General features: G+C 65.6%; 16 protein-coding genes. 9 read left to right on the top strand and 7 right to left on the bottom strand.

Annotated elements, in window-relative coordinates; genetic code table 11:
* Window positions 1-246 precede the first annotated feature (246 nt).
* From AC1DQQ_RS01185 to AC1DQQ_RS01175, 3 genes are all read left to right on the top strand, one after another.
* On the top strand, window positions 247-1,944 hold the full coding sequence (locus AC1DQQ_RS01185) for a DUF1800 domain-containing protein (RefSeq protein ID WP_478044043.1): 1,698 nt from the start codon (window positions 247-249) through the stop codon (window positions 1,942-1,944).
* Complete coding sequence (locus tag AC1DQQ_RS01180; protein ID WP_478044042.1) at window positions 1,944-3,329, top strand: DUF1501 domain-containing protein; 1,386 nt, start codon at window positions 1,944-1,946, stop codon at window positions 3,327-3,329. Before AC1DQQ_RS01185 ends, AC1DQQ_RS01180 begins: the two co-directional genes overlap by 1 nt.
* Window positions 3,330-3,423: 94 nt before the next feature.
* Window positions 3,424-4,041: a hypothetical protein gene (locus AC1DQQ_RS01175; protein ID WP_478044041.1), complete on the top strand. Its 618-nt coding sequence runs from the start codon at window positions 3,424-3,426 to the stop codon at window positions 4,039-4,041.
* Between the two features lie 167 nt (window positions 4,042-4,208).
* Here the strand turns inward: AC1DQQ_RS01175 and dnaJ are convergent, their stop codons facing one another.
* Both dnaJ and dnaK read right to left on the bottom strand, forming a co-directional pair.
* Entirely contained in the window at window positions 4,209-5,333 is a 1,125-nt protein-coding gene (gene dnaJ / locus AC1DQQ_RS01170) for a molecular chaperone DnaJ (RefSeq protein ID WP_478039989.1), read from the bottom strand.
* A 128-nt stretch (window positions 5,334-5,461) separates the two neighbouring features.
* On the bottom strand, window positions 5,462-7,387 hold the full coding sequence (gene dnaK, locus AC1DQQ_RS01165; protein ID WP_478039987.1) for a molecular chaperone DnaK: 1,926 nt from the start codon (window positions 7,385-7,387) through the stop codon (window positions 5,462-5,464).
* 163 nt (window positions 7,388-7,550) lie between these two features.
* Here dnaK and AC1DQQ_RS01160 point away from each other — a divergent pair, with 163 nt between their 5' ends.
* The 4 genes from AC1DQQ_RS01160 (at window position 7,551) to AC1DQQ_RS01145 (ending at window position 10,058) form a co-directional block, all read left to right on the top strand.
* The gene (locus tag AC1DQQ_RS01160; RefSeq protein ID WP_478039985.1) at window positions 7,551-7,982 is read left to right on the top strand and encodes a copper chaperone PCu(A)C; all 432 of its coding nucleotides are present in this window, start codon (window positions 7,551-7,553) and stop codon (window positions 7,980-7,982) included.
* Window positions 7,983-7,992: 10 nt separating this feature from the next.
* Window positions 7,993-8,475 (top strand): vgr related protein, encoded by a 483-nt coding sequence (locus AC1DQQ_RS01155; RefSeq protein ID WP_478044040.1) that lies wholly within the window; start codon window positions 7,993-7,995, stop codon window positions 8,473-8,475.
* Between the two features lie 234 nt (window positions 8,476-8,709).
* Window positions 8,710-9,210 (top strand): PH domain-containing protein, encoded by a 501-nt coding sequence (locus tag AC1DQQ_RS01150; protein WP_478039981.1) that lies wholly within the window; start codon window positions 8,710-8,712, stop codon window positions 9,208-9,210.
* A 74-nt stretch (window positions 9,211-9,284) separates the two neighbouring features.
* A complete protein-coding gene (locus AC1DQQ_RS01145) occupies window positions 9,285-10,058 on the top strand; it encodes an energy transducer TonB (RefSeq protein WP_478044039.1) in 774 nt (257 codons plus the stop codon).
* Window positions 10,059-10,162: 104 nt separating this feature from the next.
* Here AC1DQQ_RS01145 and AC1DQQ_RS01140 read toward each other — a convergent pair whose 3' ends face one another.
* From AC1DQQ_RS01140 to hrcA, 3 genes are all read right to left on the bottom strand, one after another.
* The gene (locus AC1DQQ_RS01140; RefSeq protein ID WP_478044038.1) at window positions 10,163-11,386 is read right to left on the bottom strand and encodes a threonine synthase; all 1,224 of its coding nucleotides are present in this window, start codon (window positions 11,384-11,386) and stop codon (window positions 10,163-10,165) included.
* 209 nt (window positions 11,387-11,595) lie between these two features.
* Window positions 11,596-12,156, bottom strand: coding sequence for a nucleotide exchange factor GrpE (grpE, locus tag AC1DQQ_RS01135; protein ID WP_478044037.1), 561 nt, complete (start codon window positions 12,154-12,156; stop codon window positions 11,596-11,598).
* Window positions 12,157-12,193: 37 nt separating this feature from the next.
* The gene (hrcA, locus tag AC1DQQ_RS01130) at window positions 12,194-13,237 is read right to left on the bottom strand and encodes a heat-inducible transcriptional repressor HrcA (RefSeq protein WP_478039975.1); all 1,044 of its coding nucleotides are present in this window, start codon (window positions 13,235-13,237) and stop codon (window positions 12,194-12,196) included.
* Window positions 13,238-13,365: 128 nt separating this feature from the next.
* Between hrcA and rph the strand changes: the two genes are divergently transcribed.
* Together rph and rdgB are read left to right on the top strand one after the other, a co-directional pair.
* On the top strand, window positions 13,366-14,085 hold the full coding sequence (rph, locus tag AC1DQQ_RS01125; protein ID WP_478044036.1) for a ribonuclease PH: 720 nt from the start codon (window positions 13,366-13,368) through the stop codon (window positions 14,083-14,085).
* Complete coding sequence (gene rdgB, locus AC1DQQ_RS01120; protein ID WP_478044035.1) at window positions 14,082-14,726, top strand: RdgB/HAM1 family non-canonical purine NTP pyrophosphatase; 645 nt, start codon at window positions 14,082-14,084, stop codon at window positions 14,724-14,726. The genes rph and rdgB overlap by 4 nt, the downstream gene beginning before the upstream one ends.
* 7 nt (window positions 14,727-14,733) lie before the next feature.
* On the opposite strand, the gene AC1DQQ_RS01115 is transcribed toward rdgB, so the two are convergent.
* A complete protein-coding gene (locus tag AC1DQQ_RS01115; protein WP_478044034.1) occupies window positions 14,734-15,258 on the bottom strand; it encodes a CAP domain-containing protein in 525 nt (174 codons plus the stop codon).
* Between the two features lie 48 nt (window positions 15,259-15,306).
* Window positions 15,307-15,867, bottom strand: a complete 561-nt coding sequence (locus AC1DQQ_RS01110; RefSeq protein WP_478044033.1) for a CAP domain-containing protein — start codon at window positions 15,865-15,867, stop codon at window positions 15,307-15,309.
* Between the last annotated feature and the right edge of the window lies 1 nt (window position 15,868).

The raw sequence follows: 15,868 nt of genomic DNA, 5'->3' as shown, positions 1-15,868 counted from the left end.
TCCTTTCCCTCTAAACCATCGGCCCAACCGCACCCCGTGAAAGTCGGGGGCGGTCAGGGCGGGTTGGGTGGACGACCCACCTCACATCCCTACCGAAATTTTAGCCTACCGAAATTTTAGCGACGTCTGTTGCGACTCCGGTACGTCGTACCGGGTATTCCTGGCGGCAGGGCGATCGCAGCGACGATTGGCGAAGGGAATCCCGCCGATCTACGTTGTGACCCTAAAGGGGCACGGCGGGGACCAGTGGACAATATCGATTTTGACGGGCGTGCTACGCCCGAACCGGAGCGGTCGAGCGCGACCGGCCCCGCTTTGCCGACCATCACGGTGGTCGGTTCGGCGCTGGCGCTCGCCGCCTGCGGTGGCGGCAGCGATGGCGGCGGCGCCTCCGGCGGTTCGCCGCCCCCGCCCGCCCCGCCCCCGGTCATTCCGCTGAGCGACATCCAGGCGAGCCGTTTCCTCGGCCAGGCCACGATGGGCGCGACGCGCAGCACGATCAACGCACTGGTCACCCGTGGCATCACTGGTTGGCTGAACGATCAGTTCGCGATGCCGCGTGCGACCACGCATTGGGACTGGCTGGTCGCCAACGGCTATTCGGCCGCGACCAATATCAACAACGAAGCAGGGTTCGACGCGACGATGTGGCGTCAGATGATCGTCGAGCCCGATCAATTGCGCCAGCGCGTCGGCATGGCGCTGCTCGACATGTTGGTGGTCGGGATCGACGGGCTCAACCTCAATTGGAAACAATTCGCGATGGCCGCCTATGTCGACGTGCTGCTCGACAATGCGTTCGGCAATTTCCGCGACATCCTCGACAAGATCACCACCAACGCGGCGATGGCGTCGTTCCTGACTTTCCTGGGCAACCGCAAGGCGAACGCCTCGACCGGCGCCCAACCCGACGAGAATTACGCGCGCGAGCTGATGCAGCTGTTCACTTTGGGCCTCTACCGGCTCAACACCGACGGCACCTTGGTCGGCGGCGCGACCCCGACCGAAACCTATACTCAGCTCGACGTCACCGGCCTGGCGCGCGTGTTCACCGGCCTGGTGCTGGCGAACAATACGAGCACGACGCCCGATCGCTACCGCCTGCGGCTGGTGATCAATGCGGCGATCAACGAGACCGGACCGTCGAGCTTTCTCAACGCGAGCACGACCGGGGGCGGCATGGCGGCGATCAAGACCGCGCTGGACGCCATCTTCGCGCACCCCAACGTACCGCCCTTCGTCTCGAAGCAATTGATCCAGCGGATGGTCACCAGCAACCCGACCCCCGGTTATGTCGGCCGCGTCGCCAGCGCATTCGCCGATAACGGCGCGGGTATACGCGGCGACATGAAGGCGGTGATCCGCGCGATCCTAACCGACAGCGAAGCGCGCGCCGACAGCATGATGGCCGATGCGACCTTCGGCAAATTGCGCGAACCGGTGATGCGGCTGACCGGCTGGGCGCGCGCGTTCAACATGACCTCGCCCGCCAACACCTGGCCGATCGGCGACACCAGCAGCCCGTCGACCCGGCTGGGCCAGTCGATGGGCCGCGCTCCCTCGGTGTTCAATTTCTTCCGGCCCGGCTACACGCCGCCAAGCACTGCGATTTCCAATGCCGGACTGGTCGCCCCCGAATTCCAGATCACCAACGAGCAATCGGTGGTCGGCTATGTCAATTTCATCAACGCCCTGGTCAACAATGGCAGCGGCGATGCAAAGCCCGATTATACCGACATCCTGACCAAGGCAGCGGACAGCGCCGCTCTGGTCGACGAAGTGAACGTCGTGCTGGCCGCCGGCCAGCTGTCGACCGCGACGTTGTCATCGATCCGCGCCGCCGTCGACAGCGTGTCGGCGACGGCGACCAACGGCCCCACCAATCGCGCGAAGATCGCCATCCTGCTGACGCTGGCGTCGCCCGACTATTTGACGGTGAAGTGATGAGCTGTTTCGAGCACGATCAATCGCGCCGCGCCTTCCTGAAGCGGAGTGCCGCGCTCGGCATGGCCGGCGTCGCGGCGCCCTTCGTCACCAGCCTGGCCGCGATCGGCGAGGCGGCCGCCGCGGTCTCGAGCGATTACAAGGCGCTGGTGTGCGTGTTCCTGTACGGCGGCAACGATTACGCCAACACGCTGCCGCCTTACGATGCCGCCAGCTACGCGCTCTATCAGGCGGCGCGGTCGAACATCGCCTTGCCGCGCGACGCTCTGACCGCCACCGCGCTCAACCCGGCCAACAGCCTCGGCGGACGGCAATATGCGCTTGCTCCCGCCATGGCATCGCTGCTGCCGGTGTTCGACGCCGGGCGGATGGCGGTGGTGCTCAACGTCGGCACCTTGGTGATGCCGACGACCAAGGCGCAATATCAGTCGAACGCGGTGCGGCTGCCGCCCAAATTGTTCAGCCACAACGACCAGCAAAGCTATTTCCAGGCGTCGAATCCCGAAGGCGCGACGAGCGGCTGGGGCGGCCGGATCGGCGATCTGTTCCAGAGCGGCAACGGATCGGCGACACTGACCTGCGTCAACGCCAGCGGCAATGCGGTCTACCTCACCGGGCGCAGCGCGGTGCAATATGCGGTCGGTTCGGGCGGCCCGATCGCGTTGCTCAACAATGCGGCGTCGCTCTATTCGTCCTCGACCGCGATGGCGACGCTCAAGGCGCTGATGACTGGCGGCAGCGCCAACATCCTGGCCAACGAACATGCCCGGGTCAGCCAGCGGTCGCTCGACACCTATACCCAGCTGAGTGCCGCGCTGGCGGGAGCTCCGGCGGCCAATTTTCCCTTATTCCCCAGCGGCAACAGCCTGGCCGACCAGTTGAAGATCGTGGCGCGGATGATCTCGGTCTCGGCCACGCTCGGGGCGCGGCGGCAGGTGTTCTTCGTCTCGCTCGGCGGGTTCGACATGCACGACAATCTCGCGACCGATCATCCGCGCCAGATCGGGCTGGTCGCCGACGCGCTGAAGGCGTTTTACGACACGACCGGCGCGATGGGCGTCGCCGACAAGGTGACGACGTTCACCGCGTCCGATTTCGGCCGCACGCTGACGTCGAACAGCGATGGCGCCGACCATGGCTGGGGATCGATGCATTTCGTGATCGGCGGCGCGGTGCGCGGCCGGACGATCTACGGCACGCCGCCCGCTATCGGCAGCAACACGCCCGACGATGTCGGCCAGGGCCGCCTGCTCCCGACGATCGCGGTCGACCAATATGCGGCGACCTTGGCGAACTGGTTCGGCGTCAGCGGTGGCGACATGGCGACCGTGCTCCCCAATATCGGCAATTATGCGCCATCGAGCTGGAATATCGGCTTCGTTTAAGACGAGCCGGACTCCTCCGGAGACTATCCCCAATTCGGATATATTTCCGCATACGCGCCGGCGAGCTATGCCGGTCTTTTCGTGGGAGGCACGCGTGAAGAAACCGCAAACGGTCGCCAAGCTGACCGAACTGGGCCGTGTCCAGTTGTCGCGAACCTTTTTCATGCGCGATTTCCTCTATTCGGACATTGCCGAGATCCATGGCCTGTCGAACATTCCCGACGATCCCGATCTGGCGATCGCGGCAGGAACGCGGCTATGCGAGGATTTGCTCGAGCCGCTGCAGGACGTATTCGGGCGGATCGCGATCCGATCGGCCTATCGCTCGGCCGAGGTCAATCGGCTGGGCAACGTCAAAGGCTATAATTGCGCGTCGAACGAACGCAGCGCCGCCGGCCATATCTGGGACCAGCGTGACGCCCAGGGCCAGATGGGCGCCACCGCGTGCATCGTCGTCCCGCGCTTCGCCAACGAATGGACCGGCCCCGACGACTGGAAGCGCATCGCCTGGTGGGTGCACGACCATTTGCCTTATTCGACGATGGAATTCTTCCCCATCCGCTGGGCGTTCAACCTGCAATGGCACGAGCGGCCGCTACGGATGATCTACAGCCATATCCCGGACGCGCGCGGGTATCTGACCAAGGCGGGGATGCCGGGGTTCGATGAGGATCACAGCGAACTATGGGGGCCGATCGTTCCCCAACTCTAATCCCTTCTCCCGGTGGGAGAAGGATAGCGTAGCTTGGCGGCGTGCCGCCTAGCGAAGCTTGGATGAGGGTAGTTTGAGAGGCGGACGACGCGAGCAACGCGCGTCTGCCCTCACCCTTCCGCGCCTTTGGCGCTCCCTCCCTCTCCCTAAGGGAGAGGGATTGGAACTCACCCCCCGACCGCCTTCTTCACCTTCTGGAAGAAACCCTGCGTCTGGGGACATTCATCTCCGGTCTCGGTGCAGCGGAATTCCTCGAGCAGTTCGCGCTGCTTGGCGGTCAGCCTGGTCGGCGTCTCGACCGAGATGCGGACCACCAGGTCGCCACGGCCCTTGCCCTGGAGCACCGGCATGCCGGCGCCGCGCTGGCGGACTTCGCGGCCCGATTGCGTCCCGGCGGCGACCTTGACGTCGTGCTGCTCGCCATCGAGCCCGGGAATGGTGATCGATCCGCCGAGCGCCGCGGTGGTGAAGCTGATCGGCGCGTGCGCGAACAGGGTCGTCCCCTCGCGCTCGAAGATCGCGTGCCGTTTCACATGGAGGAAGATGTAGAGGTCGCCCGCGGGCGCGCCGCGCGGTCCGGCCTCGCCTTCGCCGGTCAGGCGCACGCGCGTGCCTTCGTCGACCCCGGCGGGAATGTTGACGGTCAGCGTCTTCGTCTTTTCGACGCGGCCTTCGCCGCGGCATGACGAGCACGGATCGGCGATCACCTGGCCGGCGCCGTGGCAGGACGGACAGGTGCGTTCTACAACGAAGAAGCCCTGTTGCGCGCGCACCTTGCCATGGCCGGCGCACGTGCCGCAGGTCTTGGCCGAGGTACCGGGCTTGGCGCCCGAACCGTCGCACGCCTCGCACAAAGCGGCGACGTCGATGGTGATCGGCTCGGACTTGCCGTGAAAGGCTTCCTCCAGGCTGATTTCCATATCGTAGCGCAGATCGGCGCCGCGCTGCGGCCGGCGCTGGCCGCCACGGCCACCGCCCATGAACTCGCCGAACACACTTTCGAAAATGTCGGAAAAGCCCGAGAAATCGTTACCCCCGCCGAACCCGCCGGGTCCGCCGCCCTGCTGGAACGCGGCATGGCCGAAGCGATCGTACGCGGCACGCTTCTGCGGGTCCTTCAGGCATTCATACGCCTGACTGACCGCCTTGAACTTCGCTTCGTGGTCTTTGCAGCCCCCGTTCTTGTCGGGGTGGTATTTCATCGCGAGCTTGCGGTACGCCGACTTGATCGTCGCGTCGTCGGCGTCGCGCTCGACTTCGAGCAGCTCGTAAAAATCAACTTCGGTGGTCATTTACCCGGCCCCCGCCGACTTTCCCCGCCACCCCCACCAAGGCGGGAGCCCATCTCCTGATCCTGCCTCGGTCGAAGCGAGGGAGATGGGTTCCCGCTTTCGCGGGAATGACGGGTAAAGTCCATCACTTACGCCTTGTGGTCGTCCACTTCGGAGAATTCGGCGTCGACCACATCCTCGCCGCCGGCTTCGCTGCCCGCGGCAGCACCATCGGCAGCGGGCGAGGCTTCGGACGCCGCCTGCTTCTCGTAGATCGCCTGGCCGAGCTTCATCGCGACCTGGGCAAGCGCGCTGGCCTTTTCCTTCATTGCCTCGGGATCGCCGCCCTCGACCGCGGTCTTGGCCTCGGCGATCGCCGCCTCGATCTCGGACTTCAGGGCCTCGTCGACCTTGTCGCCATTATCGGCCAGCTGACGCTCGGTGGTGTGGATCAGGCTCTCGGCATTGTTCTTCGCCTCGGCGCCTTCACGCCGCTTCTTGTCCTCGTCGGCGAAGCGCTCGGCGTCCTTGACCATCTGTTCGATGTCGGCGTCCGACAGGCCGCCCGAGGCCTGGATGCGGATCTGCTGCTCCTTGCCGGTGCCCTTGTCCTTGGCACTGACATTGACCAGGCCGTTGGCGTCGATGTCGAACGTGACCTCGATCTGCGGCACGCCGCGCGGCGCCGGCGGAATGCCGACCAGGTCGAACTGACCCAGCAGCTTGTTGTCCGCCGCCATTTCGCGCTCGCCCTGGAACACGCGGATCGTCACCGCCTGCTGATTGTCGTCGGCAGTCGAATAGGTCTGCGCCTTCTTGGTCGGGATCGTGGTGTTGCGGTCGATCATCCGGGTGAACACGCCACCCAAAGTCTCGATGCCAAGCGACAGCGGAGTCACGTCGAGCAGCAGCACGTCCTTGACGTCGCCTTGCAGCACGCCGGCCTGGATCGCGGCGCCCATCGCGACAACCTCGTCCGGGTTGACGCCGGTGTGCGGCTCCTTGCCGAAAAAGTCCTTCACGACCTCACGGACGCGCGGCATGCGGGTCATGCCGCCGACCAGCACGACTTCGCTGATGTCCGACGCCTTGACGCCGGCATCGGCCAGCGCCTTCTTGCACGGATCGAGCGTGCGCTTGATCAAATCCTCGACCAGCTTTTCGAGATCGGCGCGAGTGATCGTCTCCACCAGATGCAGCGGGGTCGACGAACCGCCTTCCATGCGCGCGGTGATGAAGGGCAGGTTGACCTCGGTCGTCGCGGCCGACGACAGCTCGATCTTCGCCTTCTCGGCGGCTTCCTTCAGCCGCTGCAGCGCGAGCTTGTCGGTGCGGAGGTCGAGACCTTCCTTCTTCTTGAACTGGTTGGCCAGGAATTCGACCAGCTTGTTGTCGAAATCCTCACCGCCCAGGAAAGTGTCGCCATTGGTCGCCTTCACTTCGAACACGCCGTCGCCGATCTCGAGGACCGAAATGTCGAACGTGCCGCCGCCAAGGTCATAGACCGCGATCGTCTTGCCGTCCTGCTTCTCCAGGCCATAGGCCAGGGCGGCCGCGGTCGGCTCGTTGATGATACGCAGCACTTCGAGACCCGCAATCTGGCCGGCGTCCTTGGTCGCCTGGCGCTGCGCGTCGTTGAAATAGGCCGGCACGGTGATGACCGCCTGGGTCACCGTCTCACCGAGATACGATTCGGCGGTTTCCTTCATCTTCTGCAGGATGAAGGCCGAAATCTGCGAGGGGCTGTAATCCTGGCCGCCGGCCTGGACCCAAGCGTCGCCATTGGCGCCCTTGACGATATGATACGGGACCAGTTCGGTGTCCTTCTTGGTCACCGGGTCGTCGAAGCGGCGGCCGATCAGGCGCTTCACCGCGAATACCGTATTGTCGGGATTGGTCACCGCCTGGCGCTTGGCCGGCTGGCCGATCAGGCGCTCGCCATCCTTGGCGAAGGCGACGATGGAGGGCGTGGTACGCGCGCCTTCCGCATTTTCGATCACCTTGGGCTTGCCGCCTTCCATTACGGCAACGCAGCTGTTGGTCGTACCCAGGTCGATACCGATTACTTTTGCCATTGGTCCTCTGTGGCCCCTCAATCAAAATAAAACCCAGCCCGCGCCCCTCACGAGAGGCGACGCAAGCACCAAATACCCCGGCGATATAGGGGGGGATTCGCTTGCCGCAAGATTGCGTCGTGCCTAGGGATTTCAAGTGTTCCCAAAGTGGGAAGGAGAAGGAATGAAGTCCGCGCTGCTGCTGGTTCCCGCGATCGTCGCTTTGTCGGCCTGCCAACAGCCCAAGGAGGTGTCCGTCGGCAAGGCCTGGATCCGGCTCGCCGCGGTGCCATCGAACCCGTCCGCGGCCTATTTCACGCTGAAAGGCGGTCCCAAGGACGCAACGCTGACCGGCGTCTCGACGACCGCCGCGGTCCGCAGCGAGATGCACGAGAGCATGAACGCCGGGGGCATGATGTCGATGGCCCCGCTCAAGCTCGTCGCGCTGCGCGCCGCCGGCGAGGTCACGTTCGCACCCGGCGGCAAGCACGTCATGCTCTATGGTCTCAAGGCGACCGCCGGCGGAACCGTGCCGCTGACCTTCACTTTCGCCGACGGCCATAGCCTGACCGCACCCGCAAAGGTGGTTGGCGCGGGCGACCCAGCGCCGGAATGAGTAACTTGGCGTGAGGCAGGAACTCCGCCCGCTGACCACCGGCGAGATCGATCTGGCACGGTCGGTGTTTGGCGACGCGATCGACTTCACGCCGGTACGCGTGGTGCTTGGCAAATGGGCGTTCTTCCAGCCCAGGAGCGTGGTGATGAGCCCGCGCGGCCGGATCCATTTCCATCCGCACGGCACGGCCTATCGCGACGATTTCAGCCATACCGAATTGGGCGAACAAGGGCTGTTCGTGCACGAAATGGTGCATATCTGGCAGCACCAATCGGGCATCTTCCTGCCACTCCGCCGCGTGCCGTGGGCAAGGTACGACTACGCCGTGAAGCCCGGCTGGGAGCTGCGCAAATACGGAATCGAGCAACAAGCCGAGATCGTGCGGCACGCGTTTCTGTTGGGCCATAACGCACTGATCCCGGGCGCGCCGCCGTTGCAGCAGTTGAAGACGATCTTGCCGTTTCGGGCGGTGCATGAGGATGCGCACCACTGATACTCCGTCACCCCGGCCTGGTGCCCGTTCGAGCTTTGGCTTGCCCCCGGCAAGCCAAGATCGTGTCCGGGGGACACGATCTCGCTCGAACGCCACCGGGAGGCACGTCCGAAGCAAGAGACTCCATAGACTGGGCTCGACGCCCGGTGGATGCCGGCACAAGGCCGGCATGACGTCGGTGGGTCTGGCCTATCCCTTCGGCTGCGCTAAACTACTCCGCCCAGGGAGATGCCAATGTCACAGACGCTTGATCGTTTCCGTTCTTCGACCTGGGGCTGGCTGCGCGGCACGCTGGCTGGTTGGGGAACGCTGTTGCTCGTGCCGATCGGCGTGGTGGGTACCCTGGTGACGGGCACGCCATTTCCGCTCGGCTTCGTCGCCCTAGCGGCGCTGATCGCAGCGGCGAAATGGGTCCAGAATCTCGCCACCACGTACGAAGTGACCGAAGACCGGCTGATCCTGCACCGCGGCATCCTCCGAAAATCGATCGACGAGATCGAGCTCTATCGAATCAAGGATATCCGGATCGACTTTTCGCTGATCAACCAATGGGCGGGGATCGGTACCGTTACCTTGCTGTCGAGCGACGAGACCACCGCCGGCCGCCCGTTCGTGATCCGCTATGTCGAACAGGCGCAGCCGCGGCGCGAGAAATTGCGCGACCTCGTCAATGCCGCCCGGCGCGCGCGGGGCGTGCGCGAGTTCGACATGGTGCAAGAAGCAACCATGCCCTGACAGGCGCACGCATTCAGGCAACCGGGAGCGGACAGCGCGCGTTCAGTTGGTCGCGTGCATAGGCCCGCTCGATAATGACGACAGCGATAACTCCCGAACGCCTCAAGGGCCTGATCGGCGCCGCTCTGGTGCAGGCGGCGATCCTGTATCTGTTAGTCGCGGGGCTGGTCGTGAACCTGCCGACGATCGGGGCGGTCGAAAACGACTTGCTTGCGTTCGTGCCGCCACCGCCTCCGCCCGAGATCAAGGTCGAGACCCAGCCCAAGCCAAGCCACAAGACCGAAGGCAAGGCCGCGCCGCCCAATATCAAGTCGAAGGCGACCGAAGTCACCGCGCCGCCGGTGCCGACGCCCACCGTCCCTCCCCCGCCGCTACCAGCGGCGACCAAGCCGTTCCAGGGCAACCAATCGACCCAGGGCGCAGCACCGATCGCGGGGCCAGGCACCGGCGCGGGCGGGATCGGCAACGGCACCGGGAGCGGCGGCGCGGGCGACGGCGACGGGGGCGGCGATGGCGACGGTCGCGAGATCGCGCCGCGCTACAAGAGCGGCCGCCTCAAATCGTCGGATATCCCCGAATCGGCCTGGGAATCCGGCGTCGAAGGCCGGGTATCGGTGCGCTATTTCGTCAATGTCGACGGCAGCGTCAGCGACTGCCGAGTAACGCGATCGAGCGGCTATGCGCTGCTCGACACCACCACCTGCCGGCTGATCGAGCAACGCTTCCGCTACCGGCCCTCGCTCGACGAGAACGGGACGCCGATCCGCTCGATCATCGTCGAGAACCACACCTGGGTGAACCCGCTCAAGGACGATCCTGAGGATCGGGACGATCGCGAGCGTCGATAGGCGTCGACGTAAGATTCAGTGCTCCTGCGAAAGCAGGAGCCTAGGGCCACAGGCGATTTCCCTTGGGACTCTGGGCTCCCGCTTTCGCGGGAGCACTGGTCATCTCACAACGCCGCCAGATCGATAGCCCCGTTCTTGTCGAGCGTCTCGGCGGCGTCGGGCATCGGATATTTGAGGCCGGTCGCGCAATTGAACAGCACCACCTCGTCCTCCTCGTCGACCAGCCCGTCGGCGAGCGCCTGACGATAGGCGGCGAGCGTCGCGCCGCCTTCGGGGCAGAGCAGCAGGCCGTCCTTCTTCGCGCAATCGTCGGCCGCGCGCAGGATCGCCGGGTCGCCCACCGCAACTGCCTTGCCGCCGCTCTGACGCACGGCGCGCAGGATCAGGAAATCGCCGATCGCCTTGGGAACACGGATACCGGCGGCGATAGTGTGCGCATCCTCCCAGCGTTCGGCATGCACTTCGCCCGCTTCGAACGCGCGCACGATCGGAGCGCAGCCCGAGGCCTGGACCGCGAACATCTTGGGCCGCTCGGGGCCGATCCAGCCGAGTTGCTCGAGTTCGTCGAACGCTTTCCACATGCCGATCAAACCGGTGCCGCCGCCGGTCGGATAGAAGATCGCCTTGGGCAGCCGCCAGCCCAATTGGGCGGCGAGCTCAAGGCCCATCGTCTTCTTGCCCTCGATCCGATACGGCTCCTTGAGCGTCGAGAAATCGAACCAGAGGCCCTCGGCAGCGCCCTTGCCGACGATCGCGCCGCATTCGTCGATCAGCCCGTTGACGCGATAGACCCGCGCACCCTGAGCCGCGATCTCGCGCACGTTGATCTCGGGCGTGTCGTCAGGGCACAGCACGATCGTCTCGATGCCGACGCGACTGGCATAGGCCGCCAGCGCGGCGCCGGCATTGCCATTGGTCGGCATCGCGATCCTGGTGACGCCCAATTCCTTAGCCATCGCCACCGCCATCACCAGCCCGCGCGCCTTGAACGATCCGGTCGGCAACCGGCCTTCGTCCTTGACCAGCACGTTAGGGCCGCCCGATTTAGGGATCGAAACCAGGGGTGTTTCGATCTCGCCCAAACTCACAATGTTCTCGGTATGGCGGACGGGCAGCAGCTCACGCCAACGCCACAGATCGGTCGGCCGCGCCTCGATCATCGCGCGCGGCACGAACCCGCGCACCGCGCCGAGATCGTAGCGCACCAGCAGCGGTCGCCCGGCGCGCGACAGGCCGTGCAACTGGTCCGCCTCATATTGCTCGCCGGTCAGCGAGCATTCGAGATGCGTGACGAAGGTCGGACGCTCGGCGGTGAGATTTGGGTTCATTCTCATGCCATATCAACCCGATCCCTCTTGCGGGAGGGGTTGAAGCGGGAGCGGCGGAAATTCCTGTAAATTCCTCCCCGGCACGGGGAGGGGGACCAAGACGCGAAGCGGCTTGGTGGAGGGGGCGGGCCCCAAGCGACGTAGGCGTGGAGGGCCCCCTCCACCACTCGCTACGCGAGCGGTCCCCCTCCCCGTACCGGGGAGGATTTTTAATCCGGCTTCTTCGCGACGCCCACCAGCGACGGACGCAGCAATCGGTCGCGGAGCATGTATCCCGCCTGCATTTCCTGGACGATCGTGCCGGGCGACTGGTCCGACGGGATTTCGAGCATCGCCTGGTGCTGGTTGGGATCGAGCGGCAGGCCCATCGCGGCGATCTTGGTGACGCCGTTGCGCTGGAATACCGCGTCGAGCTCGCGCTGGGTCGCTTCGAGCCCGGCGATCAGGCCTTTCAGCCGGTCGTCGTCGCGCAGGTCCGCGGGGATCGCCGACAGGCCGCGCGCCAGATTGTCGGCAACCGACAAAATTTCGCGCGCGAAACTGGTCACGGCATAGGCACGCGTGTCGGCGGCTTCCTTTTCGGCACGGCGGCGGACGTTCTGTGCCTCGGCATGCGCGTACATTACCGCGGCCTTGGCCTCGGCGAGTTCGGCTTCCAATTGGGCGACACGGTCGTGCTCGGCCAGTTCGGGTGCGGCCTCCGCGGTTTCGGCGCGAAGGTCCTCGGCGCTGTTGGCGGTCGCGGTGTCGATTTTTTCGTCTTCGGTCATCATTCTCTTCGTCTTGGCCCCGGAAAATTGCTGCCTCTCAACCGATCAAACGGGAGAGGGTTGCGGCGGTGAAATCCACCATGGGCACGACTCGCGCATAGTTCAACCGGGTCGGCCCGATAACCCCCACCACGCCGACCACCCGCCCGTCGATCCCGCGGAACGGTCGCGCGATGACCGACGAACCCGACAGCGCGAACAATTTGTTCTCCGCGCCAATGAAGATTCGGGTCGATTCGGCAGTGCGCGCGCTGTCGAGCAGCCCGGCGATTTCCTGCTTGCCCTCGAGATCGTCGAGCAGGTCACGGATGCGCTCGAGATCCTCGGCCGCGGCGGCATCGATCAGCCGCCCCTGCCCGCGCACGATCAGCACCGGCCGGCGATCCGAATCCTCGCTCCACACCGCGATGCCCTGTTCGACCAAGGTCGCCGCGGCCTTGTCGAGCGCGGCGCGGTCAGCAGCGAGCTGGCGGTCGAGCCGGATGCGCGCCTCGGCCAGGGTCAACCCGGCCAGGGTCGCCGACATGTAATTGCCGGCCTCGACCAAGGCCGCCTGGCTGGTGCCGGGCGCGAGATCGACGACGCGGTTCTCGACCTGGCCGTCATCGCCGACGATCACCGCGAGCGCACGATCCGGCGACAGCGGCACGAAGCTGATCTGGCGCAGCACCAATTCGCTCCGCGGCACCAGCACCAATCCAGCGCAAGCCGACAGGCCACTGAGCGCCGCCGTGGTCGCGGCCAGCGCCTCTTCGACCGGGCCTGAGCGCACTGCCCTGCCTTCGATCGCCGCGCGTTCCTCCAGGCTCGGCTCGGCAACGCGCATCATCCCGTCGACGAACAGGCGTAGCCCGGTATCGGTCGGCATGCGCCCGGCGCTGGTATGCGGATGGCTGAGCAGCCCAAGCGCTTCGAGCTCGGCCATGACGTTGCGGATCGACGCCGGCGACAGGCTGAATGCCCCGGCATCGGCAAGCGTGCGCGACCCCACCGGCTGGCCGGTGTCGAGATAGCCTTCCACCACCGCGCGAAAGATGTCGCGCGCGCGATCGGACAATTCGGTGACGGCGGGAGCGGTCATCCTGTTGATCTAGGCGGGGTGGGCCCGCGGCTCAATCCCACCCCTCGCCGCAAACGCTCCGCATCGAGGTGATTGCCGCCCGTGGTTTGAGGCCCTAGGGCCATCGCCACCAGTTTCAGGAGACTTTCATGCGCCCCAGCGGCCGCGCCCCCGATCAAATGCGTACGATCACCATCGAGCCCCATTTCACCAAGCATGCCGAGGGATCGGTGCTGGTCGGGTTCGGCGACACCAAGGTGCTGGTCACCGCCTCGGTCGAGGACCGCCTGCCACCCTGGCTGCGCGGCAAGGGATCGGGTTGGGTCACCGCCGAATATGGCATGCTGCCGCGCGCGACGCACACTCGCGGCGCGCGCGAGGCGGCGCGCGGCAAGCAATCGGGACGGACGCAGGAAATCCAGCGGTTGATCGGGCGCAGCTTGCGCGCGGTGACCGACCTGTCGCTGCTCGGCGAGCACCAGATCACGCTCGATTGCGACGTCATCCAGGCTGATGGCGGCACGCGCACCGCTTCCATCTCGGGCGCCTGGGTGGCGCTCAGGCTGGCGATCAACGGACTGATGCGCGACGGCAAGCTGACCAGCGATCCGCTGACCCAGAAAGTCGCGGCGGTCAGCTGCGGCATCTTTCAGGGTACGCCGGTGCTCGACCTCGATTATGACGAGGATTCGAACGCCGATGCCGACGCCAATTTCGTCCTGCTCGAAAACGGCCATATCGCCGAGGCGCAAGCGACCGCCGAACATGCAACCTATGACGAGGAAGCGTTGTTGAGGCTGCTTCGGCTCGCGCGGATCGGCTGTAACGAGATTTTCGCGGCACAGGCAAAAGCGGTTGGATCGGCATGAGCGGACCGGACGAGGGAATTGGCGGCGACGCGCCCCAGGCGATCCGCAAGCTGGCGCCGGGCAAATTGGTCATCGCCAGCCACAATGAAGGCAAGGTGCGCGAGATCGAGGCGCTGCTCGGGCCCTACGGAATCCAGCCCGTCTCGGCGAAGTCGCTCGACCTGCCCGAGCCTGAGGAAACCGGCACGACCTTCGTCGCCAATGCCGAATTGAAAGCGCTGCAAGCGGCCGATCTGTCGGGCTTGCCGGCGCTGGCCGACGATAGCGGGCTGTGCGTCGAGGCGCTGAACGGCGATCCGGGCATCTTCTCGGCACGCTGGGCGGGGCCGGGCAAGGATTTCGGCCTGGCGATGAAGCTGGTCGAAGACAAGCTCGCGGCGGCCGGACCCGATGCGGTTCGCGATGCCCATTTCGTCTGCGCGCTGGCGCTCGCCTGGCCCGATGGTCATGTCGAATGGTTCGAGGGGCGCGTCGATGGCTTGCTGGTCTGGCCGCCGCGCGGCGAGCATGGCTTTGGCTACGATCCGATGTTCGTGCCTAACGGCCATGACCGTACGTTCGGCGAGATGCCGCACGACGAGAAGACCCCGCTGACGCACCGCGCGGCGGCGTTCGGGCAGTTGGTCGACGCGGTTCTCTAAGTCGGGGTCAGCGCGGGCTCTCGCCGTAGAAATTGCCCGGTTCGGAATAGCGGCAGACGAGATAATCGTCCTCGCCATTGTTCGCGAGCGCGCAGCCGACGCGGCGGGTCGAGCTCCAGATGATCTGGGTGTAATGCCCGACATCGTCCCAATTCCCGGTGGTCGAGAGGTTGGGCATCACGCCGTCGCGATAGAACTTCTTCTCATCGACCCACATACCGACCATCTGCTGATAGCTGTACGCGTCCTGCGTGCCCATGAAGAGGTTCTCACCCTCTCCGTCGGGGTCGCTGCCGCGATCATTGTCCGAATGATAGAAGCTGCTGGTGCCGGCGAGATGGTCGGCCCATTGCTGCGCATCGACGGCGAGATTGTCGTCCCAACTGATCTCGGGCACGCCCGCGGCGCGGCGCGCCTCGTTCTGGCTGTCGAGCATCGCGCGGATGAAGGCGACGCCACCCGGACGCGGCATCGGCGCGTTCGCGGTCAGCGGCAGCAGCGCGATCGCGGCGAGGATACGATAGCGGATCATTGCCGCACTATCGCGCGCGCGACGTTAACGAACGCTCGGCGCGAAGGCTTAAAGCGCCCTCAACCCTATCACGTTGCCCGGCGGCGCGTAGCGGCAGACGAGGTAATCGTCGCGATCGTTGCTCGCGACCGCGCAGCCGACCCGCGTCGTCGTGCGCCAGATGATCTGGGTGTAATGCGCCACCGCCTCGCCGTTGCCGGTGGTGCTGAAATCGGGCGCGGGGGCGTTCACGAACCACTTCCGCTCGTCGATCCAGTACTGGATCATCTCGGCAAAGGAATAAGCGTCGCGCGTGCCGGTGAAGAGGTTCTCGCCCTCGCGCCCCGGCCCCATCGGCTGCGGCGCGTGCTGAAAGCGGCGGGTACGGGCGAGTTCGCGGGCATAATCGAGCGCGTGCGCGGCGAGGCCATCGTCCCAGGCGAGCGGCGGGGCGCCAACCGCGCGGCGCGCGTCGTTGTGCCTGGCGAGCATGATCTGGCGAAGCAAGGCGCCGCCGCGCTGCGCGGGCGCGGCACCGTTGCGCGGCTCGACCACGCGCTCCGGGCCGCTTTGCGCCCCGCACGCGGTCAGCGCCATCGCCAGTAGCGCGATCCCTGCTTTCCTGATCATG

The organism is Sphingomonas sp. P4_G3, from assembly GCF_056401105.1.
The sequence above is the reverse complement of the archived record's forward strand: the minus strand, read 5'-3'. Positions and strand labels throughout refer to the sequence as shown.

Coding starts and splice junctions, on each gene's coding strand:
- AC1DQQ_RS01110 (WP_478044033.1), bottom strand. CDS start 15,867: ATGATCAGGAAAGCAGGGATCGCGCTACTGGCGATGGCGCTGACCGCG.
- AC1DQQ_RS01180 (WP_478044042.1), top strand. CDS start 1,944: ATGAGCTGTTTCGAGCACGATCAATCGCGCCGCGCCTTCCTGAAGCGG.
- rdgB (WP_478044035.1), top strand. CDS start 14,082: ATGAGCGGACCGGACGAGGGAATTGGCGGCGACGCGCCCCAGGCGATC.
- dnaK (WP_478039987.1), bottom strand. CDS start 7,387: ATGGCAAAAGTAATCGGTATCGACCTGGGTACGACCAACAGCTGCGTT.
- AC1DQQ_RS01150 (WP_478039981.1), top strand. CDS start 8,710: ATGTCACAGACGCTTGATCGTTTCCGTTCTTCGACCTGGGGCTGGCTG.
- AC1DQQ_RS01140 (WP_478044038.1), bottom strand. CDS start 11,386: ATGAACCCAAATCTCACCGCCGAGCGTCCGACCTTCGTCACGCATCTC.
- AC1DQQ_RS01160 (WP_478039985.1), top strand. CDS start 7,551: ATGAAGTCCGCGCTGCTGCTGGTTCCCGCGATCGTCGCTTTGTCGGCC.
- rph (WP_478044036.1), top strand. CDS start 13,366: ATGCGCCCCAGCGGCCGCGCCCCCGATCAAATGCGTACGATCACCATC.
- AC1DQQ_RS01115 (WP_478044034.1), bottom strand. CDS start 15,258: ATGATCCGCTATCGTATCCTCGCCGCGATCGCGCTGCTGCCGCTGACC.
- hrcA (WP_478039975.1), bottom strand. CDS start 13,237: ATGACCGCTCCCGCCGTCACCGAATTGTCCGATCGCGCGCGCGACATC.
- dnaJ (WP_478039989.1), bottom strand. CDS start 5,333: ATGACCACCGAAGTTGATTTTTACGAGCTGCTCGAAGTCGAGCGCGAC.
- grpE (WP_478044037.1), bottom strand. CDS start 12,156: ATGACCGAAGACGAAAAAATCGACACCGCGACCGCCAACAGCGCCGAG.
- AC1DQQ_RS01145 (WP_478044039.1), top strand. CDS start 9,285: ATGACGACAGCGATAACTCCCGAACGCCTCAAGGGCCTGATCGGCGCC.